Source organism: Kribbella sp. NPDC049174 (genome assembly GCF_043197365.1).
GTDB lineage: Bacteria > Actinomycetota > Actinomycetes > Propionibacteriales > Kribbellaceae > Kribbella.
The window spans coordinates 1,494,322-1,520,129 of sequence record NZ_JBICSZ010000001.1 but is presented as its reverse complement, the minus strand read 5'-3'; the positions used below and the strand labels follow the sequence as shown (position 1 = coordinate 1,520,129).

Below are 25,808 nucleotides of genomic sequence, written 5' to 3'. Positions count from 1 at the left end.
TCACCGCAGCCAGGGGTAGCGCTGGACCAGGTCGAACTTGCCCCACCAACGGCCGAAGCCCCAGAAGTTGCCAGCAGCAACCAGAGCCAGGACCACCAGGGTGATCGCACCGAGGATGTGGTCGTCCAGCACCGGGTTGTTCTCCGGCGGCAGCGCAGCACTCCACATCAACATGTACAGCAACGCACCCGCGCCGGCCGCAATCCGCATCCCGATCCCCAACGTCAGCGCCAGACCGATCCCGGCCAGACCGACCATGAACAGCGGGGTGACCCACCAGTCACCGACCAGGCCCTGGTAGAAGTCCGCGAACGGACCATTGGTGCCCTTGCCCAGGAACCCAGCTGTCGGGTCGCCACCATCGATCCAGCCCTTACCCTCAGGTGTCGCATAGCCGAACCCGAACACCTTGTCCACGAAGGCCCACAGGAACGTCAGGCCGAACGCGATCCGCAACCCAGCCAGCGCTCGGCCGGCCGCCACAGTGATCACCGGGCGCCGATCACCATCAGGCTCCATCACAGGAGTCACGAGATTCCGCCGGTCCGGGGTGGTGGTCATGGTCTTGTCCTTTCCTAGATCTTTGCCTTGAGCATCAGCCGCCACGCGCATGCGTCGGCAGAGGCCGTGGTCACCCACCCGCAGTGCCGAACGTCCCTGCGGTTCGGGACCGATGCCCGCAGCCCCCATCCATGCCGCACGAAGCCCCGGTCGGCACTCGACGCCCTCGCCAGACAGGCTGTTTCGTCCCGGCCGGGGTCGTGGTCAGCGGCTGTCCTGCTCCACGCCTTCGGTGCTGAAGAGAGCCACCTTGAGCGCACCCGTCTCGCCCGCGCGAGCGAAGACGTCGTACGCGTCCTGCATCTCGTCCAGACCGAAGCGGTGCGTGATGAGCCCCGGCATTTCGAGGCGGCCGGCCGCCAGCATGGCGAGCAACCGCGGCGTCGTCATCGTGTCGACCAGACCGGTCGTGATGGTGACGTTCTTGATCCACAGATCCTCGAGGTGCAGCGTCGCCGGCGCTCCGTGCACGCCGACATTGGCAACCGTCCCGCCCGGACGCACCACCTGGGTGCACAGCTCGAAGGTCGCCGGGATGCCGACGGCCTCGATCGCAACGTGGGCTCCCAGGCCGTCGGTGAGCTCCCGGACCGCCCCGGCGACATCCTCCTCCGGGCTCAGCGCCAGGTCGGCGCCCCGCTCGAGCGCGGCCTTCCGGCGGCTGTCGGCCAGGTCGACGACGATGATCCGTGCCGGGCTGAACAGCTTGCAGGTGGTGATCGCGGCCAGTCCGATCGGTCCGGCGCCCACGATGACCACCGTGTCACCCGGCGACACTCCGCCGTTGAGTACGCCGACCTCGTAGGACGTCGGCAGGATGTCCGCCAGCAGCAGCGCGGCCTCGTCGGTCACGGTGTCCGGCAGCTTGTGCACCGAACGATCCGCGAACGGCACCCGGACCTGCTCGGCCTGTGTCCCGTCGATCAGGTGGCCGAGGATCCAGCCACCGCCGCCGAGGCATTGACCATAGTGGCCTTCGCGGCAGTACGTGCAGCGCCCGCAGGCCGTGATGCACGAGATGAGTACCCGATCGCCCGGGGTCAGACTCCGGACGCCGCTGCCGACCTCCAGGATCGTTCCGACCGCCTCGTGCCCGAGGATCCGGCCGGGCTGGACCGTCGGCACATCGCCTTTCAGGATGTGCAGATCGGTACCGCAGATGGTGACCGCGTCGACGCGGATGATCGCGTCCTCGGGTTCCTCGATCACCGGGTCCGGCACCTCTTGCCAACTGCGGTGCTCCGGACCGTGGTAGACCAACGCCTTCATGTCAATCCTCCTTCTCGATGGGTGTTCAGCGCAGATGCCGCGCGTACCAGTCGGGTGCCGGGCCGGCCGGGGCGATGTGCAGTTTCGCGTCGACCGCGACGGCACCGGACGGGGCGGCGGTCAGTGGGTTGATGTCGAGTTCCGCGATCTCCGGCAGGGTCTCCGACAGCCAGGCGACCCGATGCAGCACGTCGAGAACAGCGGCCTCGTCGGCGGGTTCGGCGCCCCGATAGCCGGCCAGCAGCGGCGCGCAACGCAGTGATCGCACCATCTCGCTGGCGTCCAGATCGGTGAGCGGCAGGCCCCGCCAGCGCCGGTCGGCCATCAGGTCAGTGAGCACCCCGCCGCTTCCGGCCATCACGATCGGACCGAACAACGCGTCCCGGACCATGCCGACGACCATCTCGGTCGAGGCCGGCGCCATCGCCTGCACGACGACGTGCCGATCACCGGTCGCCGCGGCGATCGCGTCGTACCCGGCTTCGACCGCCGGCTCGTCGGTCAGGCCCAGGTGCACTCCCCCGACGTCGGTCTTGTGGACGATTCCCTCGGCGGCCGTCTTGAGGACGACGGGATAGCCGACCAGCCCGGCCGCGGTCAGCGCCTGCTCCCGATCGCTCGCCCGGATCGAATGGACCACAGGGATTCCGGCACACTGCAGCATCTGTTCGGCCTGCTCCGGATCAAGCCAGCCACCGTCCGGCCGACGCTGCAGGAAACGCCGGACGACCGTCCGTGCACCCTCCGCGTCGACATGGTCCAGCTGTGGTACGACGCCCTGCGGCCGCGACCGCCACGCGGCGTACCGCACTGCGTGCGCGAGCGCACGAACGGCGCTCTCCGGGAACGGGAAGACCGGCAGGTACGAGCCGTTGGCCAGCGGAATCCGCGGCTCCGCTTCTGGCGCACCGAGGCAGGTGACCAGGATCGGCACCTCCGAGCCTGCGGCGGCGCCCGCGATCGCGGCGTACGTCTCGGAGACACTTCCGGCCCGGGTCGCGGCGTAGCAGACCAGCACAGAATCGGCTTCGCCGCTGTCGAGTACGACGCGAAGCGCACGCTTCAAGGTCTCCGGAGACGCCGCGGCACCGAGGTCGACCGGGTTCCCCGCACCGACCGCACCGGTCGACTCGGTCAGCTCCTGCTGGGTCGCCGCGCTGAGCTCAGGTACTTCGAGACCGAGCCGCCCGGCCGCGTCTGCCGCGAGCACTCCGGCGCCACCGGCGTTGCCGATCACGGCAAGCCGATTACCCTTCGGCAGCGGCCGCCCGGCCAATACCCGCGCCGTCTCGACGAGCTCCTCGACCGTGTCCATCCGCAGTACGCCGGACTGTTCGAAGAGCGCGTCCACAGCGGTGTCCGGCGTTGCGGCAGCCGCCGTGTGCGAGGCGCCTGCTCGACGTCCGCCCGACGACCGGCCGCCTTTGACCACCAGGACCGGCTTCGTCTGGCCGACCAGGCGGGCGAGCCGCCCGAACTTGACCGGGTTACCGAATGACTCCAGATACAGTGCGATCACGTCGGTGCGCGGGTCGTTCCACCAGTGCAGCAGCAGGTCGTTGCCGCTGACATCGACCTTGTTGCCGAGGGAAACGAATTCCGAGATGCCCAGGCCGATCCGGCTCGCGTGGTCCAGGACCGCGATGCCGACGGCGCCGGACTGCGCGGCGATCGCGAGCGAACCGGGCACCGGCGTCACGTCCGCGAAGGTGGCGTTGAGGGCGATCTCCGGCGCGGTGTTCACGATGCCGAGGCAGTTCGGCCCGATCAGCCGGATACTGTGCCGGCGGGCGATCGCGAGGATCTCCCGCTGCAGCCCGTCCGCCCCGAGCTCGGAGAAGCCGGAGGTGAGGATGACAGCGCCGGCGACACCTTTGCGGCCGCACTCAGCGAGCACGGTCGCCACGTGCCCGGCCGGGACCGCGATGACCGCGAGGTCCACAGGTCCCGGTACCGCCAGGATCGACGGGTACGCCGCTACGTCGCCGATCCGGTCGGCGCGCGGATTCACGGCGTACAACTCGCCGCGATAGCCGCCTGCGGTGAGTGCCCGAAGCACCTCGTGCCCGATCCCGCCAGGGGTCCGGCCGGCGCCGATCACGGCGACTACGGCGGGCGAGAACATCGGTCGCAATGAGCGGTCCTCGGCCTGCCGTTCGCGTTCGGCCATCCGGTCCAAGGTCCGGGGCGAGTACGACGTGTCCAGCAGCAACTCGACCACACCGCTGTCGAAGCGATGAGTCTGCTCGAACCCCGAGTCGGTGAACACGCGCAGCATGGCCGCGTTCTCCGCGAGCGTGTCAGCTCGGAGGCGGTGAACGCCGGCCTCGCGGGCGACAGCAGCCAACTGTTCCAGCAGCAACGTTCCGATGCCCCGACCGTGCACCGCGTCGTCCTGCAGGAACGCCATCTCGGCCTCGCCGGGGCGGAGATGCTCGTAGCTCGCGACACCGACCACACGCCCGGCGCTCTCCGCGACCAGCGCCCGGTGCCCGGGACTGCCGTCGGCGAGGTGGTGCGCGTGCTCGTCGGCGCCGCGGCGATCGAGGGCGAAGAACCGCAGGTACACCGAGCGGTCCGAGAGCCTCTCGTTCATCGCCTTCAGGGCGGCTTCGTCGGCAGCGGTGATCGGCCGGATCCGGACCACCGATCCGTCAGCGGCAAGCGCGTCCCACCCGGCGTCGTGAAGTGCGGGGCCTGGTGCGACGGGGGCTTGGCCCGGTCCGGATGCGCCACCGGCAGGGTCCGTCGTCGATATCGTCATCTCACTCCTTCAGTCGTCAACTCCGGTCCGCGCCGGCTCTGGTTCCGTTCGACCGCGATCGCCCAGACCGCAAGCCGCCGGATCTCGGCCGTGTCGACGACGTAGCCGGCGCAGTCGCCCATGGACGGAGCGAACGCCGTTGCCGGCGCTGCCGCCGGGGGCGACTGCCGCTCGATGCCGATCGACACCACCAGGTCCAGCTGGCTCACACCGCGGTCTTCTCGATCGCTGATCTCCTGATCGGTGAACGGCGCCGCGAAGCATCGTTTACAGGCCGCCAGCACGTCGTACGTCGTCGTCAGGTCGCGGAACACCTCGTGATGCGCACCGCCGAGGCCGCGCACCGTGACCCCGGTTCCGTCTCCGCCCAGGCGCGCATAACCCGCCGCGATCGCCTCGGCCAGTGGGATCGGCCACTCCGCCTCCGCAATGGCTGTCCGGATGGCGGCGCCGACGGCGACCAGGTCCCGGCCCGCGCGCCAGCGGCGTAGCTCGCCGGCGATGTACGGCCGCAGTCGTGCCGACCGGACGAACTCGCGATACCCGGCCGTGGTCACAGCGAATCCGGTGGGCACCGGGTCGCCCAGCGCACGCATCGCGATCGACTCAGCAGTCCGGCTCAGCCTCGGCGCGACCGGCACGGGCTGGTTCAGCCAGGTGGCACTTGACCGCTTCATGGCCACCTCCTTCAAGTCGGCTCTTGTCTCTTCATTCGATCGCTCCGTGCCACCGAGCTCCCAGGGCCGAAAGTCCCAGGGGTTCCCGACTCCGGACCGTCCCGAAGGCCGTTGGTCCCCCGCGGCGATGTTCCACACCCACTACCGGCCGGGGTATGCGGTCCAGGTGCCAGGCCGGGGCTGACTGAAGACCGCGACCGACCGGGACCTTCGCCTCTGGGTGGAAAGTCCCCGCCGAGCGATCGTGAAGTTGAACGACGCAACGATGACTCCCACGAGTTTCGAGCTCTTTGCACAACGAGGTGATGACAATGTTGATCCGGGACCTGATGACGGCACCGGCGGTCACGGTGACCGCCGAGACCTCGATCGGTACGGCGCTCCGACTCCTGGACGACCGCAAGATCACCGCGATGCCGGTCGTCGACAAGAGCGGCGTACTCGCCGGAATCGTCAGCGAGGCGGACCTGGTGCAGGACGCCGCCCTGCTGAACGACCGTGTTCCCGTCGCCGCTGTCCGGACGACCGCGGAGACGCCGCCGCGCCGGGTGGTCGACGTCATGAGCTACCTGGTGGCGACTGTCGACGCCGATGACGACCTGGAGGTCGCGATCGACCTGATGTGGTCCACGATGGTGAAGAGCCTGCCCGTGCTGGACAAGGGGCGCGTTGTCGGCATGATCAGCCGCAGCGACGTCGTCCACCTGCTGGCCGGCCGCGACGACCGGATCCGCGCTGAGGTCCGTGAGTTGATCGCCACCGAGTGCCCGAACTGGCAGGTCGAGGTCCACGATGGGGTCGTCACGGTCTCCGGGCCGGCCGGCCCCCACGAACGCAAGCTCGCCGACGTGCTGGCCGGCACCGTCAGAGGTGTCGTCGCGGTCCGCATCCACTGACCTGACCATCGGGACCGCGGTCTGCAGGCGCTGGCCGAAGGCATTCGCTTGCAGAGCCCGGGACTGGTGGTGGACACGGTCCTGCACTCCGGGAGCCCCGCCCAGGCCTGCTCGACGAGGCCGAGCAAGCGCGGATGCTCGTCCTGGGATCGCGTGGTCTAGGCGGCTGGTCCGGCTTGATCCTCGGCTCGGTCACCGTACAAGTCAGCGCGCACGCGCACTGCCCCGTCGTCGTCATCCCACCTGACCTTCGCCCGCATCCACACACGATGCCCACCGTTGTCGTCGGCGTCGACGGCTGTTCGACGAGGGCGAGGCCAGCGAGGCCAGCGAGGCCTGCCGACTGCTGGTCGCCGAGTCGGTGGCCGGCGCGGTCGCCGATCACCCCGACGTTCCCTGGGAGACCCGGCTGATCAGCGGTCAAGCCACTCGAGCCATCCTGCAGGCGGCCGAGTCGGCCGATCTGGTCGTCGTCGGGTCCCGCGGACACGGCGGTTTCACCGGCCTACTCCTCGGCTCCGTCAGCCAGGCCGTCCTGCACCACACCTGCACCACACCCCGTGCCCCATCGCCATCGTCCGCTGACCCGATCGCGGCTGCGCGATCGCAAACCCGAGCAGGAACAGGGTTTGCAGCATGAAGGCGCCGCCCATCGCGTCATCGACGAGTGATTCGGCCGGTGCGACGGTAGTCCGTCGCACCGGCCGGGTTTGCAGGGTTCGGCTGGATCAGACCGGATGACCGGCGTGATGCCGCCAGCCGGCGTGGTCGATCAGCACGATGGCCAGAACGACCAGGATCGACCCCATGAAGAACGCCAGCAGCAACTCTGCCGCCGCGGTCTCCGCGAAGCCCAGCGCGACGATGCCCAGCACCGCGGACAGCAGCGCCGACCCGATCTGGACCTTGCCGAGACGATCCCGCTGGTTGCCACCGAGCAGTACGACGAATGCCGCGCCACCCAGCAACAGTCCGACTCCGGCCATACCACGGGCGTCCTGCACGAACGGCATCTCGCCGTCGATCAGGAAACCGATGTAGGGCACGGCAATCGCGACGACCAGCAGAGTCGCTCCAAGATCTCTCACCGTCAGCCTCATCAACCTCACCTCCCTTCCCTACACCTCCACCGTTCGCTGCTCGCGACGCAGCGGCCAGGGTCAGAGGTCTCGAGGTCGACCGCCGAGGGTCCTCACGAGCCAACCGGCCCGCTCCGGCTACTGGAACGGGCGGCGCTTCGCACGCTCGACGGCGTACACGGCGGCTTCGGTGCGGCGTTCCATGTCGAGTTTGCGGAGCAGACCGGAGACGTAGTTCTTCACGGTCTTCTCGGCCAGGAACATGCTCTGGGCGATCTGGCGGTTGGTCTTGCCCGCCGCGATCTCGTCGAGGATCTTGCGTTCCTGCTCGGTGAGCGACTTGTACCGCGGGTCGTCGTCCTCGTCAGCGGGGTGCCGGAGCCGTTCCAGCACCGCCGTCGTCATCGCGGGATCGAGCAGCGACTCCCCCGACGCCAGTCGGCGTACGGCGCCGATCAGGTCGGTGCCGCTCACCTGTTTCAGCAGATACCCGGACGCGCCGGCCATGATCGCGGTGAACAACGCCTCGTCGTCGGAGAAGGACGTCAGCATCAAGCAGGCCGGCGGAGATTCCATCGCGGAGCGGATCTCCCGGCACACGGTGATCCCGTCACCGTCCGGCAGCCGGACATCAAGCACCGCCACATCGGGACGTAAGGCAGGCACGCGGGCGACCGCCTGTGCCGCCGTGCCGGCCTCGCCGATGACCTCGATGTCGGGCTCGCTCTCGAGCAACTGCCGCAGGCCGAGGCGAACGACCTCGTGGTCGTCCAGCAAGAACACCTTGATCGTCATGTGGATCGCTCCCGGTCGTACGCCGGCACCGGGCCCGGCGCAATCGTCGACGCGACCCGACCGGCCGCGCAGCTCCATCCTCCTCGACCCGGTCAGCCCCGGGCAGGGACCAAACACACCACCCGCCCGGGACCTTCGTCCCATTCACCGAACGGAGCGGCTCCTCAGGCAGCCGGCCACCACTGACAGAGGACTTGGGGACCGCGGACCGGTGGACCTTCGGCCCTGATCATCCGGGCATTTGAGTCGTAACGTCGAGTTTGCCCACCGGCCCGCGACGGCCGCGACATCGCCAGCGCCCATGAAAGGTGAGGAAACCATGTCATCACATACCGGCCCGGTCGTCGTCGGCTACGACGGTTCACCGCCAGGTCAGGCCGCCCTTCAATGGGCAGCCAACGAAGCTGAGCGGCTCCATGCGCCGCTGCGGATCGTCGAGGCCTTCGAAGTCGTCGTGTACACACGGCCGTCCCCCGGCAAGGTCGTGCCACTGGCGGGCCTGCGCAGCGCACGGGAGCGTGGCCTCAGCGCCCTGGCGGACGGCATCCGTCAACAGCACCCCGCCCTGCAGGTCGAGACGCTACTCGTCGAGGGCGGTGCCGCCGAAGCGCTGATCGAGGAGACCGAGCACGCCCGGCTCCTGGTCCTCGGATCTCGCGGCCTCGGCGGCTGGACGGGGTTGATCGTCGGATCAGTCGCCGTACAGGTGACCACGCACGCGCTGTGCCCGGTTGTCGTGATCCCACCTCACCTGCGTCCACGAGCGCATGAGGTGCCGACGGTCGTGGTCGGTGTGGACGGCTCGAAGGCATCGGGCAAGGCGATCGACTTCGCCTTCGACCAAGCCGAAGCGCTGCACGCGAAGGTGCTCGCGGTCCACGCCTGGTCGAGCCCGTTCCGCACCTACGAGGACGACGGTCGATCGATGCTGCAGTTCGACGAGGACCAGGTGAGGGAGTCGGCCCGGGTGCTGGTGGCCGAAGCAGTCGCCGGGGCCGCCGCCGATCACCCGGACGTCGAGTGGGACACCCGCCTGGACGGCGGACCGCCGGCTCGCGCCATCTTGCGCGCCGCCGAATCCGCTGAACTGGTCGTCGTCGGTTTCCGCGGGCGCGGTGGATTCACCGGCCTCCTGCTCGGCTCGGTCAGCCAGACCGTGCTCCACCACGCCCACTGCCCGACGGCGATCGTGCGCTGACGACCCGAGGAGTGTTCGGATGACGGCCGCGCTGGCGACGGCCGCTAGCGCGCACCGTCGACCTCTTCGGCGCTGGATCCGAGTGGCGTGCCAGGGGCGATGGCGGCTGTGCTGGAACCGCCCATGCCCGCCTGCCGGATCAGGCCGGAGACCAGCTCTTCGGCCTGAACGATCGTCTGTTCGAGGGTCTGTAGCCCGGCGTCCAGCCGGCCCGCCTCCAGGGCCCATCGCGCCGCGGCCATGCCCTGCACCAGCGAGTCGTTGATCTCGATCGCCTCGCGATACAGCAGCGCCGCCGCCTCCAGACGCCGCCTCTCCGTCTCGGCACGGCGAAGTTGGTCCGACGCATCACCGAGCACCAACCCGAGCAGCAGGACGGGCAGGACGCGAGACGCCCATCCCGCGGGGTTGAGGGACACATCCTCGACCGTGACCCACACCAGCGTGAGGCCCACAGCGACCAGACCCGCGGCCAAGCCGGCGCGCAGGCCGAAGGTGACAGCGACCAAGGCGACCGGGAAGACGTACAGCAAGGAGTAGGCGTCCACCGCACCACCAGCGAGCAGGCGCAGTGACAGCACCGAGGCGTAGAGCACAACAGCGACCCCGAGCGCGATGATGGGGCGCTGCCGGAACCACGGCTCTCGCGCTGAATTGACCAACTGGCTGATGGACACCGTCATACAACCAGCCTGCGCCGAACCAACCACCGATCACAGGGGCCAAAGGTCCTGCCGTCACCAGCGAGAGTCACCGCCGGCCACGGCCGCCGGCCGGCGGAATCAGTTGCTGTCGGCCAGCTAGTGTCCGATTCGCACTTGCGCTCAGCGCGCGGCCGTCAATGAAGTGCAACCGTGAGCAGTAAGACAGACGGTTCCAAGGCTTCGACATCGTGACGCTGCGGCGGTACCGCAACCAGATCACCTGGTCCGAGCTCGGCCTCAGCATCACCCGCACGGACCCGGACGCGACCCCGCATGCAGAGCAGCGAGGCATCCCCGGGACTCTGGTGTTCACCCATCACCCGGCCGGCGGCAAGCGCCATCACCGTCTGGCGGAGACGGGCACCGGGCCGGCTGTAGACCGTGACCGAACTGCGCCCACTCTCGGCGGACTCCGCCTTGACAAGCCGCTCAGCCGCCAAATCGTCGATCGACGCGACATCCATCTGTCGATGATCGCACGGCAAGAACCTCAACAGCTTCAATTGCCGCACGCAGAGTACCGAAGCGCAACGGCTGGTCGACGACGGTGCTCCTGATCGCCGCCGGCCCAGCCACAGCGGTTCCGCTCCTGTTCTTCGCCGGTGAGCTGGCCGGATCGTCCCCACCGGATGATGCCTCACGTGAAGATCTGGCGCCTTACTTGATCAACCAGGTTGGTCGTGATCGTGCACGCGAGCCGCGTCACGGTCCGTGATGGAAGGTGATCCGACATGACGAGCGACGCCAATGTCAGTGTGCGAGGCACCGGCGGAGCGATCTTCGCCGCGACCCTGATGATCCTCGGTGGCGCGCTCGGCGCCCTGCAGGGCATCGCCCTGATCGCGAAGGGTACCTACTACGTCCAGCCCGCCAACTACTGGATCAACACCGGCGCGTCCACCTGGGGCTGGTGGCACCTCATCGTCGGGCTGATCGTCCTTGCCGCCGGATTCGGCGTGCTCTCCGGCGCGGCCTGGGCCCGCTGGCTCGGCATCGTCATCGTCAGCTTCCAGGCCATTACCAACTTCCTGTTCATCCCTGCCCAGCCCTGGTGGGCTATCACCCTGATCCTCATCGACGTGTGGATCATCCACGCGCTGTTCGTTCACCGGCGCGTAGAGGTCTGACCAACCAGTCGGGCCTCGCCGGGCGGCTACGCACCCCGGTCCGTCGGTCCCGAGACATGTCGCATCTGAACGGACGTACCGCCGATCAGTGTGCTCAGGTTGTGCAACGCCCGCCGCCCGCCCCAGGAGGACGATGCCGTGGGAGACGAGGGCTCGCCGCAGTGTCCCGTCGACAGAGAAGTACTCCCTGAAGAGGAACGTGGCACCTTCGGCTGCGCTCTGTACACCCACGAACCCGATGTAGTCCCTGATCGGCCACCGGTTTCCTTCGGTGGTGTAGGCGTAGCAGCGCGGTGGGTCCCAGTACACGATCTCTTCCCGCAGGGTGACACCTCCGCGCAGAGCCAGGATGCGGGTGGTTCCGATCGTGCTCTCACCGGGAGGCAGGGGTCTCGGATGCGATACCTGGACCGTCTTGAGCAGCGGGAGCCAGTCGGTCAACGCCGAGTGGTTCGCGATTCGGGCGAAGACGGCATCAGGCGGGCCGGTGAACCGGATGACGCCTTCGGTCTGGAGCGGTGCGGCGGTATAGCGTGCGGGATCGAATCCGCCGGTCATCTGTCCACTCCGAGCTGTCGATGTCGGTGCCTCGATCGATCGGTTCCCGCTCAGCCACCCATGCCGGCTTGCGCCTCCGCGAGGGCGGCCTTCAGTTGCTTGGCACCGCCCCCGTCGACCTGGGCCACCGACTTCTTCACCGCGTTGACGAGCGTCGCATCGACCGTGCCTGATTTTCCGCGGTCGTAGATGGCGACGATGCCGGCCGAGCCGGGCGGCAGCGCGGCGCCCATCTTCTCCCCGAGGCCGCTCTTGACGCGGTGTTCGGCGAACTTGCCGACCGCGGCGCCGGCAGCGCCCGTGACAATCATCGATGCCAGCAGCGGCGGGGAGAACAGCCCGACGACCAGCCCGACCCCGGCGCCGATCTTGGCACCTTTACGGCCCAGGTGGTCGCCGGTCTCCTTGACACTCGCCTTGCCGTCGGTGTCCACGCTGACCAGTGCCACGCCCTCCACCTCGAGCTGCTTGTTCTCGACGAGTTCGACGAGCGCGTCGAAGTCTTGCTGGGCCAGGTCGGGAATCAGATACGCAGCGATGACGACGTCGAAGTCCGTGTCACTCATTGCCTTCTCCTTCGCAGGACTCGATGCTCGGCCTATGCGTTGATCGCGTGTGCGGCGAGCGCCTTGTGGACGTGCTCGTGCAGCTCGCGCTCCTGCTCCTCACTGGCCTGTGGGTTGACGTCGAAGACGACCCGCTTGACAGTGCCGGCGAACACGAACGGTGACTTGTCCGCATAGCTGCGATCGACCGGCATGCCGTTGTCGCGGCCGATGTCCAGGCCGGCGTAGGCAGAGAAGCGGGCCGGGACGGTGTGCTCGATGCGGCCCCCTCCGACCGGCTCGTCGTTGACGAAAAGGGTGACCTCGCCACCCGTGGCGGGCTTGGGCGCGTCGGCGGCGAACTCCATCCGGACGTTGACGCTTCCGGTGGGGAGCCGCGTCTCAGACTCCTGCCTGAACTCCTGCACGCCCACGAACGAGTAGGTGTGCTTCAGCTTGCCGTCCTGCACGAACAGTGAGAAGCCGCCCAGGTGGTCGGCCTCGGCCACGATCACGCCGTCGGCGCCACCCGTCGGGATCTCGAGCTCGGCGCTGATGGTGTAGGAGTGGTTGTAGATCGGCGGGATCATCCCCGGGGCGATGTTCTGCACGTCGCCGTAGTACGTGAAACGCGTCTGGGTGGGCAGCGGTGGGGTCATCCCGAAGAAGGTGGTGAGGCCGCCGAGCAGCGGCAGTACGTGATACTTCTCGGCCTCCTGCCAGAACAGCTCCTGCAACTCCTTCACCTTGCCCGGGTGCTGGTCGGCCACGTTCCTGGCCTGAGTGAAGTCGTCCGGCAGGTAGTAGAGCTCGACCGGGTCGTTCTCCGGATCCCAGACGCCCGGTGCGAACTGCTTGAGTGTTTCGGGATCGAGCTTCCACGGGATGCGTGGCATCATCCACGACAGCCACCAGCCGTCCTGGTACATCGCCCGATTGCCGAGGACCTCGAAGTACTGCTGCGTGTGTTGCTCGGCGGCGCCCGGATCATCGACCGAGTAGAGGAAGCTCGTCCCATGCATCGGCTGCTGGTCGACGCCATCGATCCGCGTCGGCTGCGGCACGGTCGCCGCCTCGAGGATCGTCGGCCCGACGTCGTTGATGTGCGTGAACTGCGAGCGAAGCCCGCCCCCGTCCTTGATGCGCTGGGGCCAGTGGACGACCATCGGGTCACGGGTGCCGCCGAGGTGCGACGCGACCTGCTTGCCCCACTGGAACGGGGTGTTACTTGCCCAGGCCCAGGCGGCGGAGTAGTGCGGGGCCATCAGCTCGGAACCCCAAGCCTCCAGCCCGCCCCACTTGAGCACCAGCTGGACCTGCTGCTCGTCGGTCAGCGGGACCCCGTTCATCGTCGTCAGCTCGTTGAACGTGCCCGACAGGGTTCCTTCCATGCTTGCGCCGTTGTCGCCCCAGATGTAGATGATGAGCGTGTTGTCGAGGTCACCCATCTCCTCGACCGCATCGATCACCCGGCCGATGTTCCAGTCGGCGTTCTCGGAGTAGCCCGCGTACACCTCCATCTGCCGCGCGTAGAGGCGCTTGTGGTTCTCGTCGAGCGAGTCCCAGGCAGGCATGGCGTCGGGCCGCGGCGTCAACTCGGCATCGGCGGGGATCACGCCGAGCCGCTTCTGCCGCTTGCAGGTCTCCTCGCGCAACCGGTCCCAGCCCTGGTCGAACGCACCCTTGTACTTGTCGGACCACTCGCGCGTCACGTGATGCGGTGCGTGGCTGGCCGATGTCGAGTAGTACGCGAACCATCGCTTGTCCGAGCCGTGCGCCCGCACGCCGTGCAGCCATTCGATCGCCTGGTCAGCCATCGCATCCGGCAGGTAGAAGTCGTCCTGCTCGGGCGTGCCGATCGCCTTGTTGTTCTCGATGATCACCGGGTCGAACTGGCCGGACTCGCCGCCGAGGAAGCCCCAGAAGTAGTCGAACCCGACCGCGTTCGGCCACCGGTCGAACGGGCCGGCCGCGCCTTGCATGTGATCAGGTGTCAGATGCCACTTGCCGAAACACGCCGTCGCATAGCCGTTGCCTTGCAGGGTCTTCGCGAACGGCTCGCAATCCTTCGGGAGCATCGCCGAATAGCCGGGGAACGGCCCGGCGAACTCCCCGACCATGCCGAAGCCCACGGCATGGTGGTTGCGCCCGGTCATCAGGGCCGCCCGCGTCGGTGAGCACAGCGCCGTCGTATGGAACCGGTTGTACCGCAGTCCCCCCGCGGCCAGCCGATCGAGCACCGGCGTGCTGATCGGCCCGCCGAACGTACTCGGATTGCCGAAACCCGCATCATCGGTCATCACGAGCAGCACGTTCGGCGCACCCTCCGGCGCGGGGATCGGCGCAACGAAGTTCCAGTCGGGCTCCGAGCCCCCGAGAGTCCGGTTCACCACTCCCTGGAACGGCGGACGCCGGATCGGCAGCACCGTACGGTCAATCTGCTCACTCATGTCAACCTCCCACGATCCGGCATCCACACGGCCACGTGCGTTCGTCGAACTTGATCGTCCCGAGCCGCCCCTCGACACCCGGTCAGGAGTCGAGATCGGCCTCCACGTCCTCAGCCGAACCCCCGCCGCACGCCATCGTTCGTCGCACGAACTCCGCGGCACAGACAACGAACCCGACTCGCCCCGGTACGGCGACGCTACGCGCGACCGGGCTGGGCCGGATCATCCGCCCGGGGTGAGGCCGAGAGCTCCACCGCGCCACCGATGATCTGAGCGCCGTCGAGGGCGAGCGTCCGCGCCGCCCTTCGGAAAGGCCTTGTCGTAGCAGATCATCAGCCCCGCGGCGTATCGAACGCCTCGAACCAAATCACCGGCCGCGTAGTGCTCGTCTTCCCGCAGCGCCTGGTGCACCTTGCGGTGATGCCCGAGCACGCCATCGCCGGTGACGCAGACCGCGCTGTTGTTCCCATCGCGGTCGACGTTCGAGCCGACCGCCGCCATCCGCACCGTCTCTGAGGTGCCTGCCGGCTCCCCGGTCTTCGATCCGTCCTGGATGACATCCAGTGAAGAGAACCGACCGATTGCCGCACCATTGCCACCGGACCAAACCCAGGTTTCCGAACAGCCGCCGCACGTTTCGCGTGGATGACCACGCGATCCAGGCCTACGGTGGCAGGAGTCGGTGGATCAGTTGGAGAAGGCGTGACTGCCGTGGCTGCCAGACGTCTCGGTCGTTGAGAGACCAGGCGTAGGTCAAGGCTCCGTCCTCGATGCAGTCGAGTAGACCTGGTTCTGCGAGTTCGTGTGCTGACCACTCGTAGATCTGTTGCAGCCGCGGGACGATCACCCCATAGTCCAGCAGACGACCGAATCCCAGCTCAGCACGCAGATAGAACCGGACGTCGTCGCGCAGCGGGTACTCGTCCGGCAGCACCCGGGACAACTGGAAGAAGATCCCGGTCATCCCGAGCCTTGGATCACCCAGCAACGGCGCCAACGGACGAAGCCATCCCAACGCCATCCGCGGCGCCGCGACCAGCGCATGGGCGTAGAGAACCCGGCACAGGACGACGTTCATGAAGAAGCGCTCCGCGGCGGTCTCGGCCTCAGCCAGCTCACGGTGCTCCAGGTACGCGGCGACGATGCTTCCGTTGTGCGCACGCCACCACGCCCGAGCGGTCGGGTACTGCGCGAAGGACAGCCAGAAGCCGACCGTCTGCGACGAGGCCACGCCGGACAGATCTCCGCTCAGTGCCACGGCCTCACAGCCGTCCCGCAGTACCCGGTCATTCACCGCCCGCCACCACGGACTCCCTGGCCGGTCGCTGAACGGCGGCTGCAACACACCGCGCCGCAACTCCCACCGCATCGCCGACGTCGCCGCCCGTCGATACGGCAGATGCCGAGGTGCCCTGCCGAATGGCCCGTAGTAGCACCGCTGCATCAGCGCGAGCCGCCCCGACGGATCATCGCGAACCGCGGCAACCTGCTGCTCAGCCCAAGCACCGGCCGTCGTCCCAGGACCCATCCGCCCAGAATCCCACGCATCCCGGGCGTGCCAGAACGTGCCGCCCGACCGCGGTATTCAGTCAGACGACACGTAACAGCCTGCGCCTCTTACTCCTACTTGCCGCGCATCCGGGCAATGAGAGACCCGATCCACCCGGTGCCCGTCCGGGGGCGTGACTCTCGAGTGGGCAGCGGCGTCGACAGAGCGTCGACTGCCGACGGTGGCCGTGTCGCCGACTTCTCGTCGGGCTCGTTGTGCACGTGATTTCGGGCAGACATGACATCTCCTGAAGGAGGGCCGGTTAGGCCGGCACCTCCACGTGGCATGTCGTCAATTCCGGAACTGTTGTCAGTGTACGCCCCTTTGCGTCACGAGAACGGGAAAGCAGGCGCGTCAGGTCATTAAACGACTCTAATCCTCAGAATGCTCTGAATAACCGGCTCCGTTGTTACCGTGCGTTCCATGTCAGACGATGCCGGTCGCCAACGATCCATCGTTGCTGCCTTCGCGCGGGACGAGTTGGGGTCTGCGATCGGACGGCGGTTGTTTCCGATCTGCGCCGCGATCATGGCGCTTCACGTCGCGGCGGTCGCGGTCCGCAGCCTCGTCCGCCCGGGCCCCGGTGCCCTGGCCGATGCGCTGTCTTTGCTGAACGCCGCTCAGGAGCGCTCGCTGGCAAGTTGGTGGACGTCGGCACTGTTGGCAGCATGCTGCCTGCTGACGATCGCCGCCGCCCGACTGGCCGGCCATGGCTCCGGTCGGGCCGCGCGACCCTGGCTTGTGCTGGCCGTCGTTTTCGCGTTGCTCTCTCTCGACGAGGTCGTCTCGCTGCACGAACGCGGCGCCGAGTGGACCTCCGCGGCTTTTGCGACCGGCTCGTTGCTTGGGCGCCTGGGATGGACGATCCCGGCCGCCGCGGCCCTGGCGGTATCGCTCCTTGTCCTGATTCCCGCATTCCGGTCCATCGCGACCCGGCCCCGCATCGTTATCGTCGCCGGCCTCGCCACGTCCATCGCCGGTGCGCTGGGAATGGAGGTCGTCAACGTCCTGCTCACCGACGCCGGCGCCCGCTACTTGTGGCGGCACCTGGCGATGGCCATTGAAGAGACGGCAGAAATGATCGGCGTGGCAATTGTCCTGCTCGGCGTGCTCACCGCGGTACGAGTGCGGTGGGCCGAGCGCGAACTGACCGTGACCTACGCCGCCGACCGCTGACGCCGCAGTCCCTAGTTTCCGTCGGGCGAGGCTGCGTCGAGAGGGTTGGCGGCCATCCTGGCGCTGAGGCCGGATTGGACTGCTCGTGCGGCGGAACTGCCGGTCTTCCGCTCGGCTTGCGCCTGGAAGCAGGCCAGGAACTCGTCAGCCAGCCCGAGCCGAGGGTGCTGGCGGAGTACTTCGGCGCGGAACTCAGGACTGAGGTCATCGAGGTTCCGCCCCACGATGTCCGACGCCGCGGCCCGCGACAGCAGGTGACCTTCGGCATCCTCGGCTACGTCCAGGTCGAGCCACATGTGCCTGACGATGACCTCGGCGAGGCGTTCGCGGCGCGCACTCGGCCAGCCGGCACCGGCGGCGAACACCCGGGCAACATGACCGCTGGCCTCCTCGAAGGGAACGGTGTGACTGTCGAACTCCGGAACCAGGCTGAGGTCATGAAACATCGCAGCCAGGAACACCAGCTCGGCGTCGTACCGGATGTCCTGCTGCCTGCCCAACGCCGCCGCCCAGATGTAGACGCGGTGCGAGTGGCTCAGCAAGGCCGGCGACAAGTACTCGGAGGCCACCTCCAGGGCCGCCGACGAGGCGGCCGTGTCAGGAATCACGAGGTCGTCCAGAACGATCATGGTTCGACAGTACGGCGCGGACGGCCCGCGCCGCTGGTCCACTCCAACCCCACGATCGTGGGCCAATCACCGCACAATCGGCCCATCAACTCCGCCTCCAATTGGCCCACCGACCCCGGGCCACGATTGCGTAGGGTCGAGGTCGTACCTGCACAACGACCACTGCAAGGACCTTCATGCGTGCCATCACTGTCCAGGACCGCGAGGCAGGCGTCGGCGGGGTGTCCCTGACCGAGCTGCCCTACCCCCACGCCGCCGAGAACGACGTCGTCGTGCAAGTCCACGCCGCCGGGTTCACCCGCGGCGAGCTGGACTGGCCCGGGACGTGGACCGATCGCGCCGGCCGCGACCGCACCCCCAGCGTTCCCGGCCACGAACTGTCGGGCGTTGTCGCCGGGCTCGGCTACGGCACCACCGGTCTCACGGTCGGCCAGCGGGTCTTCGGACTGACCGACTGGGCCCGCAACGGCTCGCTCGCGGAGTACGCCGCCGTGGAGGCCCGCAACCTGGCCCCACTCCCCACCGACGTCGACCACGTCACCGCGGCCGCGCTACCGATCTCCGGACTCACGGCTTGGCAGGCCTTCTTCGACCACGCCCATCTGAAGGCGGGCCAAACCGTCCTCATCCACGGAATCGGGGGTGCCGTCGGCTCCGTCGCCGTACAACTGGCCCGCGAGGCGGGAGCCCACATCATCGGCACCGGCCGAGCCTCCGACCGGGACCTGGCCGGCTCCCTGGGTGTCCACAAGTTCCTGGACCTGGACGGCGAGAAACTGGAGGACGCCGGCGAGGTCGACGTGGTGCTCGACGTGATCGGCGGCGAGATCCGCGACCGCTCCACTGCGCTGGTACGCCCCGGCGGCACCCTCGTCACCATCGCCGATCCACCTACCATCCACCCCCGCGCCGGCCGCGCCATCTTCTTCGTCGTCGAGCCCAACCGCGAACAACTGACCCAACTAGCCGTCCGCCTCCACGACGGCCGGCTCACCCCGCTCGTCACCACAGTCCGCCCTTTGACCGACGCCCCCGCCGCCTTCAGCCCCGAAGGCAGCACCCGCGGCAGAACCATCATCAAGGTGACCACGGACTGACGACCTAGGGATCCTCCGGGCAACGCGTTCTCGTCGGGGTCGAGCCGACCGCCGCTCGGACATTCATCACCGCGGCTCAGGAGAACCCGCCGCCCAACATGTCGCGGACGCGGTTCCATCGCTTGTCGTACGTCGCGCCGAACCGGTTCCGGGCTCGTTCCCGCTTCCGCTCGCCGTACCGGCGCAGTGCCCAGGTAGAGCCGGGCTTGGCCAGCCTGACCGCCCCGACGAGCGCCACCACAGGCACGACGATGCCGATCAGCCCAGTGGCCAGCTTGCCCTTGAGGAAGCACAGGATCGCCATCACGAGGTGGAACCCGATCCCGCCGAAGTAGGTCCACTGCGCAAGCGCACCGCCGGCCCGCTCGGGCTCGGCCCCGATCGGGCTGGTCTGTGTCAGGAGCACCACGCCCAACGCCCCGCCCAGCATGATCGCGTCGATGGACTTGCGTCCCTCCGGCCCCCAGTAGACATCGTCCAGATGGAGCCACAGCGCGAACTCGTCCAGCGTCAGGGCTGCACCTGCCCCGAACATCACCGCGAGCACCTCGGCCCAGGGAGTCCCCGGGGCGTAGCGGAACTGCAGGAGCCCGGCCAGCATCACCATCAGGATCCCCCAGACCTGATGGTGGATGTGGATGCCACCGATGAACAGGTCGGACAGGCCGCCCTCGTCCTCCCGCCGGATGGAAGTCTGCGCCTGCCGTTGCTTGGCGCGGATGCGTCGAGTGACCGCCCGCGTGACAGTGAAGGTCACGAAGAAGGCCAGCAGCATCCAGGCGGCCTGCGCCCGGCCGGTGTCGACGAGGTCCCGGTACCAACCCATCACCCACACCGCTCAGACATCGAGGGAGTCCGTCGAGATCAGCACGACGCCGAGCACCGCGGCGATCATCAGCACCACGCACGCCACGGCCTCCGCCGGGTTGAACGCCCGCAGGCCCTGCTCGCGCCGGGCCACGAGATACAACAGGGTCCCCGGCGCGTAGACGATGGCGGCCAGCACGAGGTACTTCGGGCCTGCGGCGTACAGCATGAAGATCGAGTAGACGACCGCGACGGCCGCGACCGCCCGCTGCCTGCGCCGCTCCGGCTCGTCGGCCGGTGTGTAGGTCTGCCTGGTGATCGTCAGCTTGAGCGCGTACGCCGCCGCCAGCAGATAGGGAACCAACGACAGTGCAGTGTCGAGCTTGAGCATGAAGTCCAGCGCGTCGTCGACGACCAGAACGAGGAGCAGGAACAGCTGGACGGCGGCGGTTGTGCTGAGCAGGGCGGCTATCGGGGTCGCATGCACGTTCTCACGGGTCAGGAACCTCGGCATCACGTCACCACGCGCCGGCATGTAGAGAACCTCGGCGTTGATCAGGGTCCACGCGAGATACGCGCCCTGGACCGAGATGATCACGCCGATGCTGACGAACGTCGAGCCCCACGGTCCGACGACGGACTCCAGCACGCTGCCCATCGACGGCTGCTCGGCGTTCGCCAGGTCGGCTTGTGGCAGCACGCCGTACGAGACCAAGGTCACCGACGCGAACACCGCCAGCACGCTCACGAACCCGAGGATCGTCGCCCGCCCGACGTCCTCGCGCCGCCGCGCGAAGCGGGAGTACACGCTCGCCCCCTCGATCCCGAGGAACACGAAGGTGGTGACCAGCATCGTCTCCTTGACCTGGTCGAACACCGAGCGGACCGAGCGCTCGTCGCCACCCCAGAAGTTGTCCGCGAACGTCCCCGCCTCGAAGGACACCGCCACGATCACGATGAAGGTCAGGATCGGTACCAGCTTCGCGATGGTGACGATGCGGTTGACGACGGCCGCCTGACGCACGCCACGCGCGATCAGGACGTGGAACAACCAGACGACCGCCGACGCCAGGACGACAGCCAGGAGCGTGTTGCCCTGCCCGAGCCGCGGGAAGAAGGTGCCGAGGGTGGTCATGGTGAAGACCATGAAGAAGACGTTGCCCGCCACATTGCTGGCCCAGTAACCGAACGCCGAGTTGAACCCCGCATAGTTCCCGAACCCGGCCTTGGCGTAGATGTACACACCGCTGTCCAGGTCCGGTCGGCGGACGGCCAGTGACTGGAAGACCAGGCCCAGCATGAGCATGCCGGTGCCGGCGACGACCCACGCGATGACGGCGCCGAGGACGCCGGTGGCCTCGCCGAACTCCTTGGGCAGGGTGAAGACTCCGCCACCGACCATCGAGCCGACGACCATGCCGGTCAGGGTGAGGCCCGAGACCTTCTGGACCGTGCTTGGCCGGCGCGCGATCACAACACCTCACTCCCTAGCCGCTGGGCCGGACCAACGGGAACAGGATGGTGTCGCGGATCGAGAGCCCGGTCAGGTTCATGACCAGCCGGTCGATGCCCATCCCCATCCCGCCGGTCGGCGGCATGCCGTACTCCAGCGCCTCGAGAAAGTCCTCGTCGACCTGCATGGCTTCCGGATCACCCGCGGCCGCCAGCTGGGACTGGGCGACCAGCCGCGCGCGTTGGTCGACGGGGTCGATCAGCTCGGAGTACGCCGTACCCTGCTCGGCGGCGAAGATGACCAGGTCCCACTTCTCCGCGAGCCGCGGGTCCGACCTGTGCGGCCGGGTCAGCGGCGCGTTCTCCTTCGGGAAATCGGTGTAGAAGACCGGCGTTGTCGTGGTGCGCTCGCACAGTTCTTCGTAGATCTCCTCGAGCAGGACGCCCCAGGAGGCGTCGGCGTCGGGCTCCAGCCCGATCTTCGCCGCATGTCCGCGCAGTGTCTCGATCGGTGTGTCCGCCGTGACTTCCTCGCCGAGTGCCTCCGACACGGCGGCGCAGATGCTCTTGACCGGCCAGGTCCCGGACAGGTCGTACTCGACCGTCTTCCCGTCCGCGTCGGTGCGGCGCGCGAGTGGCGAGCCGTACACCGCGGTCGCGGCCTCCTGGATGATGTCCTGGGTCAGGAGCCGCATCGTGTCGTAGTCGCCGTACGTCTCGTAGACCTCCAGCGACGTGAACTCCGGATTGTGCTTGAAGTCCACGCCTTCGTTGCGGAACTGTCTGCCGAGTTCGAACACCTTCTCCATGCCTCCGACCAGCAGCCGCTTCAGGTGCAGCTCGGTCGCGATCCGCAGATACAGATCGAGGTCGTAGGCGTTGATGTGGGTCTCGAACGGACGCGCGTTCGCGCCGCCGTGGACCAGTTGCAGGACGGGCGTCTCGACCTCGACGAATCCCCGTGCGTGCAGGGAGTCGCGCACACTCCGGACGACGGTCGCCCGCGTGTACGCGACGTCGCGAGCGGCGGGACGAACGATCAGGTCGACGTACCGCGCCCGGATCCGCGCCTCCGGATCGACCAGTCCCTTGACCTTGTCCGGCAACGGACGGATCGCCTTGCTCGTCAACTGCAGCGACTCGACCCGGACCGACAGCTCTCCCCGCCGGGTGGTGATCACCTCGCCCGTGACGCCCACCTGGTCCCCCAGGTCGATCTCATGACGCCAGAAGTCGTACTTCTCCTGGCCGACATCGGCCCGGTCGACCATGAGTTGCAGGTCACCGCTACCGTCGCGCAGCTTCGCGAAGCCGAGTCGGCCGTGGTCGCGTTTGAGGATGACCCGCCCGGCCACCGCTACCCGGCGCCCCGTCGAGGTTCCCGCCGGCAGGGTGCCGGCGTCGGCCTTGACCTGGGCAGTCGTGTGCGTGCGCGGGTACGTCACCGGGTAGGGATCGATGCCCTGGGCCCGGATCCGGTCGAGCTTGGCCCGGCGTACCCGCACCTGCTCGGGCAGCCCTTGGACCGACAACGCCTCGGCCAGCGGATCCGGCGGCGCGGGGATCAGTGCGGTGACTGCGGCAGCGTGGCCGGCACCGGCGGTGTCCAGAGCGGTCTGCCCGGACTTGCGGTGGAGCATCGCGAGGCTGGGACGGGTGAGGAACCCCTCCGCACTGCCCGCGGCCGTCCCCACCCGGGGCAGGTCCGAGGTGTACTCGAAGCACATGAACCGGGGCTGCCAGACCGGCAGGTACTTCGCATTCGAGCGGTACAGCGACTCGAGCTGCCAGTTGCGGCTCGCCACCAGCAGCGCCTGCCGCCACAACCGCGCGACCGGGCCGGCGCCGAGCTCTGCTCCCCGCTCGAACGCCTCGCGGAACATCGCGAAGTTCAGCGAGAGCCGGCCGACGCCGACACCGGCGGCCCTCTCGGCGAGTGCCGCGACCATCAGTTCCACGACGCCGTTGTCGGCGGCCGGGTCGCGACGCATGAGGTCGAGCGAGAGCCCGGTTCTGCCCCACGGCACGAAGCTGAGGAACCCACGCAGCTGCCCGTCGCCGTCGTACGCCCGGACCAGGACGCACTGACCGTCGAGTGGATCCTCCAGGCGGCCGAGCGCCATCGAGAATCCACGCTCGTCGCCACCGTCACCGCGCCACGATCCGGCCGCCACGCCGAGGGCCGCGAACTCGTCGGCGCTCAGGCTCGCGTGGCGGATGACGTCCGTGGTGTAGCCGCGACGCTGAAGCCGGGCAACCGACTGCCTGACCGCCTTCATCCCGGGTCCGTTCAGCGAGAACGTCCGCAGGTCGAGGATCGCCTCGTCGCCGATCTCGTACGCCGTCAGTCCGGCCTCCGCGAACGCGGCCGCGCCCAGCTCGCCCGCACCCATCACCGCCAGCGACAGGCCGTTCGCTCGCGCGTCCTCGCGCCACCGCTCGATCGCCGCCGGCCAGTGCTCGACGTCGCCGACCGGATTCCCGCTGGCCAGACTGACCGATCCGATCGCGCGGTACGACACACCGGCTCGTGCCCTGCCCGGATCGTCGGAGTCCCAGATGATCGACTTGTCCCGGCGCGTCGCGAAGTAGCCGAGGGAGTCGGTGTCGCCGAAGTCGCGCAACAGGGTGCGGATCCTCGCCTCGTCGGCGACGTCCAGGGTCCGGGTCTGCTTGGGCGCCCGGAACAACAACTGCGCCGACACCAGTACGACGGATGCGCCCGCGAGACCGATCAGCCCGCGCACCCACAGCGGTGCCGTCACCGCCTCGTCGGGTGCCAACTCGCCGAGGTCGGTGAGCATCTCGTCCAGGACGTACTGTGCCGCGGCCGCGTAGTCGCCGGCGTCCCCGAACCTGCGCACCAGCCAGGCACCGCCCAGCAGGACCGCGGCGCCGCCGACGAGGAACGAGACGATCGCTTGCCACAGGCTGCCCGGCACACGTCTGGCCGCGAACTGGTGCCGGGCCCGCCACGCGATGACGAGTACTCCGGCGATCAGCACGAGGCCGGCGAGCTGGAGCAACGGCCCGCCGTCGATCAGGGAAGCGATCCTGGCGAGCTCCGGCACGATCAACCACCACAGGACCAGGAGCCACCACGCGGCGCGCAACCGACGCCTCAGTGCCACCCCCATGGCCACCAGGAGTGCGGCGTAGACGAGGCTCGGCACGATGGGAATCGTGAGCATGGAAACGATATCCTGCTCGCGCGCGAAGTAATTCCGCCACGGCGGCACTACCGCGACAATTGTCACCAGTGCGGCGGCCGCGAACATGGCGGCCGCGAAATGGTCCGGCCAGCGATCGTCGAGCGGTTTGAGAACACCAGCCGAGCGAATCCGGTCACGTGATTCCACCGGAAACGCGGCAGTTTTATCCACCGTTGTGTTCATCCGGTCCACCCCTGGACAAGACAGCAATGCGCCGGCGCGCATATCCTCCCCAAGCTCACGACAGTACCGGAGACCGTTGGGGACGTACACGCCCTGAACAACTGCCTACCGTACGTACCGACACGTTCAGTGACGGTACGGCGCCTTTCAACGGGCGTAGCCTCAGCACATGGTCGCCGGTCTGCTTGGAGCCTTCGCAGCAGCCGTCTGCTACGGCGTCGCCTCGATACTGCAGGCCGTCGCCGCCCGCCGTATTCATTCCGCCGAGGGCCTCGACCCGCGGTTGCTCATCCGATTGTTTCGCTCGTGGCCGTACCTGCTGGGAATCGGACTCGACGGCTTTGCATTCCTGCTGTCCATTGCGGCCCTGAGGTCACTACCACTGTTCGTCGTGCAATCGATCGTGGCGAGCTTCCTGGCGATCACCGCGGTTCTGGGTGCGATCTTCCTGCACATGCCGCTGCGCCGGTCCGACTGGATCGCCCTGCTGGTCGTCATCGCCGGACTGGTCCTGGTCGGTCTGTCCGCGGCCGAGGACCGCACGGTCTCGGTCAGCGACGCGGAAAGCTGGGGCGTGCTGGCGGCGGCCGTCGCGCTCGGCGTGCTGGCGGTGCCCGTGGGGCGCATCAACGGGGCCCCGGGCGCCGCCGCCCTCGGCGCGATTGCCGGTCTTGCCTTCGGCACGGTCGCGGTGGCCGCCCGGGTGCTGCCCGGATCGGTCCGCCTCGACACTCTGTTCAGCGAGCTCGGCACCTTGCTGACCGATCCGTCAACCTATGCGCTCATCCTCGCCGGCGGGGTCGCCCTCCTGACCTACTCGACAGCCCTGCAACGCGGCAGCGTGACGCAGGCGACGGCGCCGCTGGTGATCGGCGAGACGGTCGCACCCGCGCTGGTCGGCGTACTCATGCTGGGCGACCGTCCCAGGCCCGGCTGGGGATGGGTCGCGGCCCTGGGTTTCTTTCTCGCGGTCGCCGGCGCCCTGAGCCTGTCGCGGCACGGCGACCTCGCCCAGACCGAGCTCCAACACACGCCGTGAGAATGTCGGGCACCCGCACTTTGTCGGGGCGCCCCGGTAAT

24 protein-coding genes and 1 pseudogene are annotated in these 25,808 nt (G+C 68.3%); 8 read left to right on the top strand and 17 right to left on the bottom strand.

The window, feature by feature from the left end; all coding sequences use genetic code 11:
• From ACGFIF_RS07100 to ACGFIF_RS07085, 4 genes are all read right to left on the bottom strand, one after another.
• Complete coding sequence (locus tag ACGFIF_RS07100) at positions 1-561, bottom strand: hypothetical protein (protein ID WP_393152322.1); 561 nt, start codon at positions 559-561, stop codon at positions 1-3.
• A 204-nt stretch (positions 562-765) separates the two neighbouring features.
• Complete coding sequence (locus ACGFIF_RS07095; protein WP_393152320.1) at positions 766-1,830, bottom strand: zinc-dependent alcohol dehydrogenase family protein; 1,065 nt, start codon at positions 1,828-1,830, stop codon at positions 766-768.
• A gap of 25 nt (positions 1,831-1,855) precedes the next feature.
• Entirely contained in the window at positions 1,856-4,594 is a 2,739-nt protein-coding gene (locus ACGFIF_RS07090) for a GNAT family N-acetyltransferase (protein ID WP_393152318.1), read from the bottom strand.
• Positions 4,591-5,271, bottom strand: a complete 681-nt coding sequence (locus ACGFIF_RS07085; protein WP_393152316.1) for a PEP/pyruvate-binding domain-containing protein — start codon at positions 5,269-5,271, stop codon at positions 4,591-4,593. The genes ACGFIF_RS07090 and ACGFIF_RS07085 overlap by 4 nt, the downstream gene beginning before the upstream one ends.
• A gap of 311 nt (positions 5,272-5,582) precedes the next feature.
• Here ACGFIF_RS07085 and ACGFIF_RS07080 point away from each other — a divergent pair, with 311 nt between their 5' ends.
• The 3 genes from ACGFIF_RS07080 (at position 5,583) to ACGFIF_RS07070 (ending at position 6,807) form a co-directional block, all read left to right on the top strand.
• Positions 5,583-6,167 (top strand): HPP family protein, encoded by a 585-nt coding sequence (locus tag ACGFIF_RS07080; protein ID WP_393152314.1) that lies wholly within the window; start codon positions 5,583-5,585, stop codon positions 6,165-6,167.
• Between the two features lie 107 nt (positions 6,168-6,274).
• The gene (locus ACGFIF_RS07075) at positions 6,275-6,580 is read left to right on the top strand and encodes a universal stress protein (RefSeq protein WP_393153667.1); all 306 of its coding nucleotides are present in this window, start codon (positions 6,275-6,277) and stop codon (positions 6,578-6,580) included.
• On the top strand, positions 6,466-6,807 hold the full coding sequence (locus tag ACGFIF_RS07070; protein WP_393153665.1) for a universal stress protein: 342 nt from the start codon (positions 6,466-6,468) through the stop codon (positions 6,805-6,807). Before ACGFIF_RS07075 ends, ACGFIF_RS07070 begins: the two co-directional genes overlap by 115 nt.
• Before the next feature lie 88 nt (positions 6,808-6,895).
• Here ACGFIF_RS07070 and ACGFIF_RS07065 read toward each other — a convergent pair whose 3' ends face one another.
• Together ACGFIF_RS07065 and ACGFIF_RS07060 are read right to left on the bottom strand one after the other, a co-directional pair.
• Positions 6,896-7,267 (bottom strand): hypothetical protein, encoded by a 372-nt coding sequence (locus ACGFIF_RS07065; RefSeq protein WP_393152312.1) that lies wholly within the window; start codon positions 7,265-7,267, stop codon positions 6,896-6,898.
• Between the two features lie 117 nt (positions 7,268-7,384).
• Positions 7,385-8,041 (bottom strand): response regulator, encoded by a 657-nt coding sequence (locus ACGFIF_RS07060; protein WP_393152310.1) that lies wholly within the window; start codon positions 8,039-8,041, stop codon positions 7,385-7,387.
• Between the two features lie 319 nt (positions 8,042-8,360).
• Between ACGFIF_RS07060 and ACGFIF_RS07055 the strand changes: the two genes are divergently transcribed.
• Positions 8,361-9,239: a universal stress protein gene (locus tag ACGFIF_RS07055; protein WP_393152308.1), complete on the top strand. Its 879-nt coding sequence runs from the start codon at positions 8,361-8,363 to the stop codon at positions 9,237-9,239.
• A 44-nt stretch (positions 9,240-9,283) separates the two neighbouring features.
• Here the strand turns inward: ACGFIF_RS07055 and ACGFIF_RS07050 are convergent, their stop codons facing one another.
• Together ACGFIF_RS07050 and ACGFIF_RS07045 are read right to left on the bottom strand one after the other, a co-directional pair.
• Positions 9,284-9,922, bottom strand: coding sequence for a hypothetical protein (locus tag ACGFIF_RS07050; protein ID WP_393152306.1), 639 nt, complete (start codon positions 9,920-9,922; stop codon positions 9,284-9,286).
• Between the two features lie 155 nt (positions 9,923-10,077).
• The gene (locus ACGFIF_RS07045; RefSeq protein WP_393152304.1) at positions 10,078-10,407 is read right to left on the bottom strand and encodes a cupin domain-containing protein; all 330 of its coding nucleotides are present in this window, start codon (positions 10,405-10,407) and stop codon (positions 10,078-10,080) included.
• A gap of 267 nt (positions 10,408-10,674) precedes the next feature.
• On the opposite strand from ACGFIF_RS07045, the gene ACGFIF_RS07040 reads away from it, so the two are divergent.
• Entirely contained in the window at positions 10,675-11,070 is a 396-nt protein-coding gene (locus ACGFIF_RS07040; protein ID WP_393153695.1) for a hypothetical protein, read from the top strand.
• 183 nt (positions 11,071-11,253) lie between these two features.
• Here ACGFIF_RS07040 and ACGFIF_RS07035 read toward each other — a convergent pair.
• From ACGFIF_RS07035 to ACGFIF_RS07015, 5 genes and pseudogenes are all read right to left on the bottom strand, one after another.
• Positions 11,254-11,628, bottom strand: a pseudogene (locus ACGFIF_RS07035) (SRPBCC family protein); the annotation flags it as partial.
• Positions 11,629-11,678: 50 nt separating this feature from the next.
• Positions 11,679-12,194, bottom strand: coding sequence for a DUF1269 domain-containing protein (locus ACGFIF_RS07030; protein ID WP_393152302.1), 516 nt, complete (start codon positions 12,192-12,194; stop codon positions 11,679-11,681).
• Between the two features lie 32 nt (positions 12,195-12,226).
• The gene (locus tag ACGFIF_RS07025) at positions 12,227-14,623 is read right to left on the bottom strand and encodes an arylsulfatase (RefSeq protein WP_393152300.1); all 2,397 of its coding nucleotides are present in this window, start codon (positions 14,621-14,623) and stop codon (positions 12,227-12,229) included.
• 222 nt (positions 14,624-14,845) lie between these two features.
• Positions 14,846-15,124, bottom strand: coding sequence for a hypothetical protein (locus tag ACGFIF_RS07020; protein WP_393152298.1), 279 nt, complete (start codon positions 15,122-15,124; stop codon positions 14,846-14,848).
• A gap of 163 nt (positions 15,125-15,287) precedes the next feature.
• The gene (locus tag ACGFIF_RS07015) at positions 15,288-16,151 is read right to left on the bottom strand and encodes a hypothetical protein (RefSeq protein ID WP_393152296.1); all 864 of its coding nucleotides are present in this window, start codon (positions 16,149-16,151) and stop codon (positions 15,288-15,290) included.
• 444 nt (positions 16,152-16,595) lie between these two features.
• Between ACGFIF_RS07015 and ACGFIF_RS07010 the strand changes: the two genes are divergently transcribed.
• Entirely contained in the window at positions 16,596-17,348 is a 753-nt protein-coding gene (locus ACGFIF_RS07010) for a hypothetical protein (RefSeq protein WP_393152294.1), read from the top strand.
• Between the two features lie 11 nt (positions 17,349-17,359).
• Here ACGFIF_RS07010 and ACGFIF_RS07005 read toward each other — a convergent pair whose 3' ends face one another.
• Complete coding sequence (locus ACGFIF_RS07005) at positions 17,360-17,977, bottom strand: hypothetical protein (RefSeq protein WP_393152292.1); 618 nt, start codon at positions 17,975-17,977, stop codon at positions 17,360-17,362.
• A gap of 176 nt (positions 17,978-18,153) precedes the next feature.
• On the opposite strand from ACGFIF_RS07005, the gene ACGFIF_RS07000 reads away from it, so the two are divergent.
• Entirely contained in the window at positions 18,154-19,074 is a 921-nt protein-coding gene (locus ACGFIF_RS07000) for an NADP-dependent oxidoreductase (protein WP_393152290.1), read from the top strand.
• Positions 19,075-19,150: 76 nt separating this feature from the next.
• Here ACGFIF_RS07000 and ACGFIF_RS06995 read toward each other — a convergent pair whose 3' ends face one another.
• Genes ACGFIF_RS06995 through lysX form a run of 3 tightly spaced genes read right to left on the bottom strand, consistent with a single transcriptional unit; the run spans position 19,151 to position 24,728 of the window.
• Positions 19,151-19,900, bottom strand: coding sequence for a hypothetical protein (locus ACGFIF_RS06995; protein WP_393152288.1), 750 nt, complete (start codon positions 19,898-19,900; stop codon positions 19,151-19,153).
• A 12-nt stretch (positions 19,901-19,912) separates the two neighbouring features.
• On the bottom strand, positions 19,913-21,355 hold the full coding sequence (locus ACGFIF_RS06990; RefSeq protein WP_393152286.1) for a basic amino acid/polyamine antiporter: 1,443 nt from the start codon (positions 21,353-21,355) through the stop codon (positions 19,913-19,915).
• A gap of 13 nt (positions 21,356-21,368) precedes the next feature.
• Positions 21,369-24,728, bottom strand: coding sequence for a bifunctional lysylphosphatidylglycerol synthetase/lysine--tRNA ligase LysX (gene lysX / locus ACGFIF_RS06985; protein WP_393152284.1), 3,360 nt, complete (start codon positions 24,726-24,728; stop codon positions 21,369-21,371).
• A gap of 169 nt (positions 24,729-24,897) precedes the next feature.
• Between lysX and ACGFIF_RS06980 the strand changes: the two genes are divergently transcribed.
• Complete coding sequence (locus ACGFIF_RS06980; protein ID WP_393152282.1) at positions 24,898-25,767, top strand: hypothetical protein; 870 nt, start codon at positions 24,898-24,900, stop codon at positions 25,765-25,767.
• Positions 25,768-25,808: the final 41 nt, after the last annotated feature.

Coding starts and splice junctions, on each gene's coding strand:
- ACGFIF_RS07100 (WP_393152322.1), bottom strand. CDS start 561: ATGACCACCACCCCGGACCGGCGGAATCTCGTGACTCCTGTGATGGAG.
- ACGFIF_RS07095 (WP_393152320.1), bottom strand. CDS start 1,830: ATGAAGGCGTTGGTCTACCACGGTCCGGAGCACCGCAGTTGGCAAGAG.
- ACGFIF_RS07090 (WP_393152318.1), bottom strand. CDS start 4,594: ATGACGATATCGACGACGGACCCTGCCGGTGGCGCATCCGGACCGGGC.
- ACGFIF_RS07085 (WP_393152316.1), bottom strand. CDS start 5,271: ATGAAGCGGTCAAGTGCCACCTGGCTGAACCAGCCCGTGCCGGTCGCG.
- ACGFIF_RS07080 (WP_393152314.1), top strand. CDS start 5,583: ATGTTGATCCGGGACCTGATGACGGCACCGGCGGTCACGGTGACCGCC.
- ACGFIF_RS07065 (WP_393152312.1), bottom strand. CDS start 7,267: ATGAGGCTGACGGTGAGAGATCTTGGAGCGACTCTGCTGGTCGTCGCG.
- ACGFIF_RS07060 (WP_393152310.1), bottom strand. CDS start 8,041: ATGACGATCAAGGTGTTCTTGCTGGACGACCACGAGGTCGTTCGCCTC.
- ACGFIF_RS07055 (WP_393152308.1), top strand. CDS start 8,361: ATGTCATCACATACCGGCCCGGTCGTCGTCGGCTACGACGGTTCACCG.
- ACGFIF_RS07050 (WP_393152306.1), bottom strand. CDS start 9,922: ATGACGGTGTCCATCAGCCAGTTGGTCAATTCAGCGCGAGAGCCGTGG.
- ACGFIF_RS07045 (WP_393152304.1), bottom strand. CDS start 10,407: ATGGATGTCGCGTCGATCGACGATTTGGCGGCTGAGCGGCTTGTCAAG.
- ACGFIF_RS07040 (WP_393153695.1), top strand. CDS start 10,675: ATGACGAGCGACGCCAATGTCAGTGTGCGAGGCACCGGCGGAGCGATC.
- ACGFIF_RS07030 (WP_393152302.1), bottom strand. CDS start 12,194: ATGAGTGACACGGACTTCGACGTCGTCATCGCTGCGTATCTGATTCCC.
- ACGFIF_RS07025 (WP_393152300.1), bottom strand. CDS start 14,623: ATGAGTGAGCAGATTGACCGTACGGTGCTGCCGATCCGGCGTCCGCCG.
- ACGFIF_RS07020 (WP_393152298.1), bottom strand. CDS start 15,124: ATGGCGGCGGTCGGCTCGAACGTCGACCGCGATGGGAACAACAGCGCG.
- ACGFIF_RS07015 (WP_393152296.1), bottom strand. CDS start 16,151: ATGGGTCCTGGGACGACGGCCGGTGCTTGGGCTGAGCAGCAGGTTGCC.
- ACGFIF_RS07010 (WP_393152294.1), top strand. CDS start 16,596: ATGTCAGACGATGCCGGTCGCCAACGATCCATCGTTGCTGCCTTCGCG.
- ACGFIF_RS07005 (WP_393152292.1), bottom strand. CDS start 17,977: ATGATCGTTCTGGACGACCTCGTGATTCCTGACACGGCCGCCTCGTCG.
- ACGFIF_RS07000 (WP_393152290.1), top strand. CDS start 18,154: ATGCGTGCCATCACTGTCCAGGACCGCGAGGCAGGCGTCGGCGGGGTG.
- ACGFIF_RS06995 (WP_393152288.1), bottom strand. CDS start 19,900: ATGGGTTGGTACCGGGACCTCGTCGACACCGGCCGGGCGCAGGCCGCC.
- lysX (WP_393152284.1), bottom strand. CDS start 24,728: ATGAACACAACGGTGGATAAAACTGCCGCGTTTCCGGTGGAATCACGT.
- ACGFIF_RS06980 (WP_393152282.1), top strand. CDS start 24,898: ATGGTCGCCGGTCTGCTTGGAGCCTTCGCAGCAGCCGTCTGCTACGGC.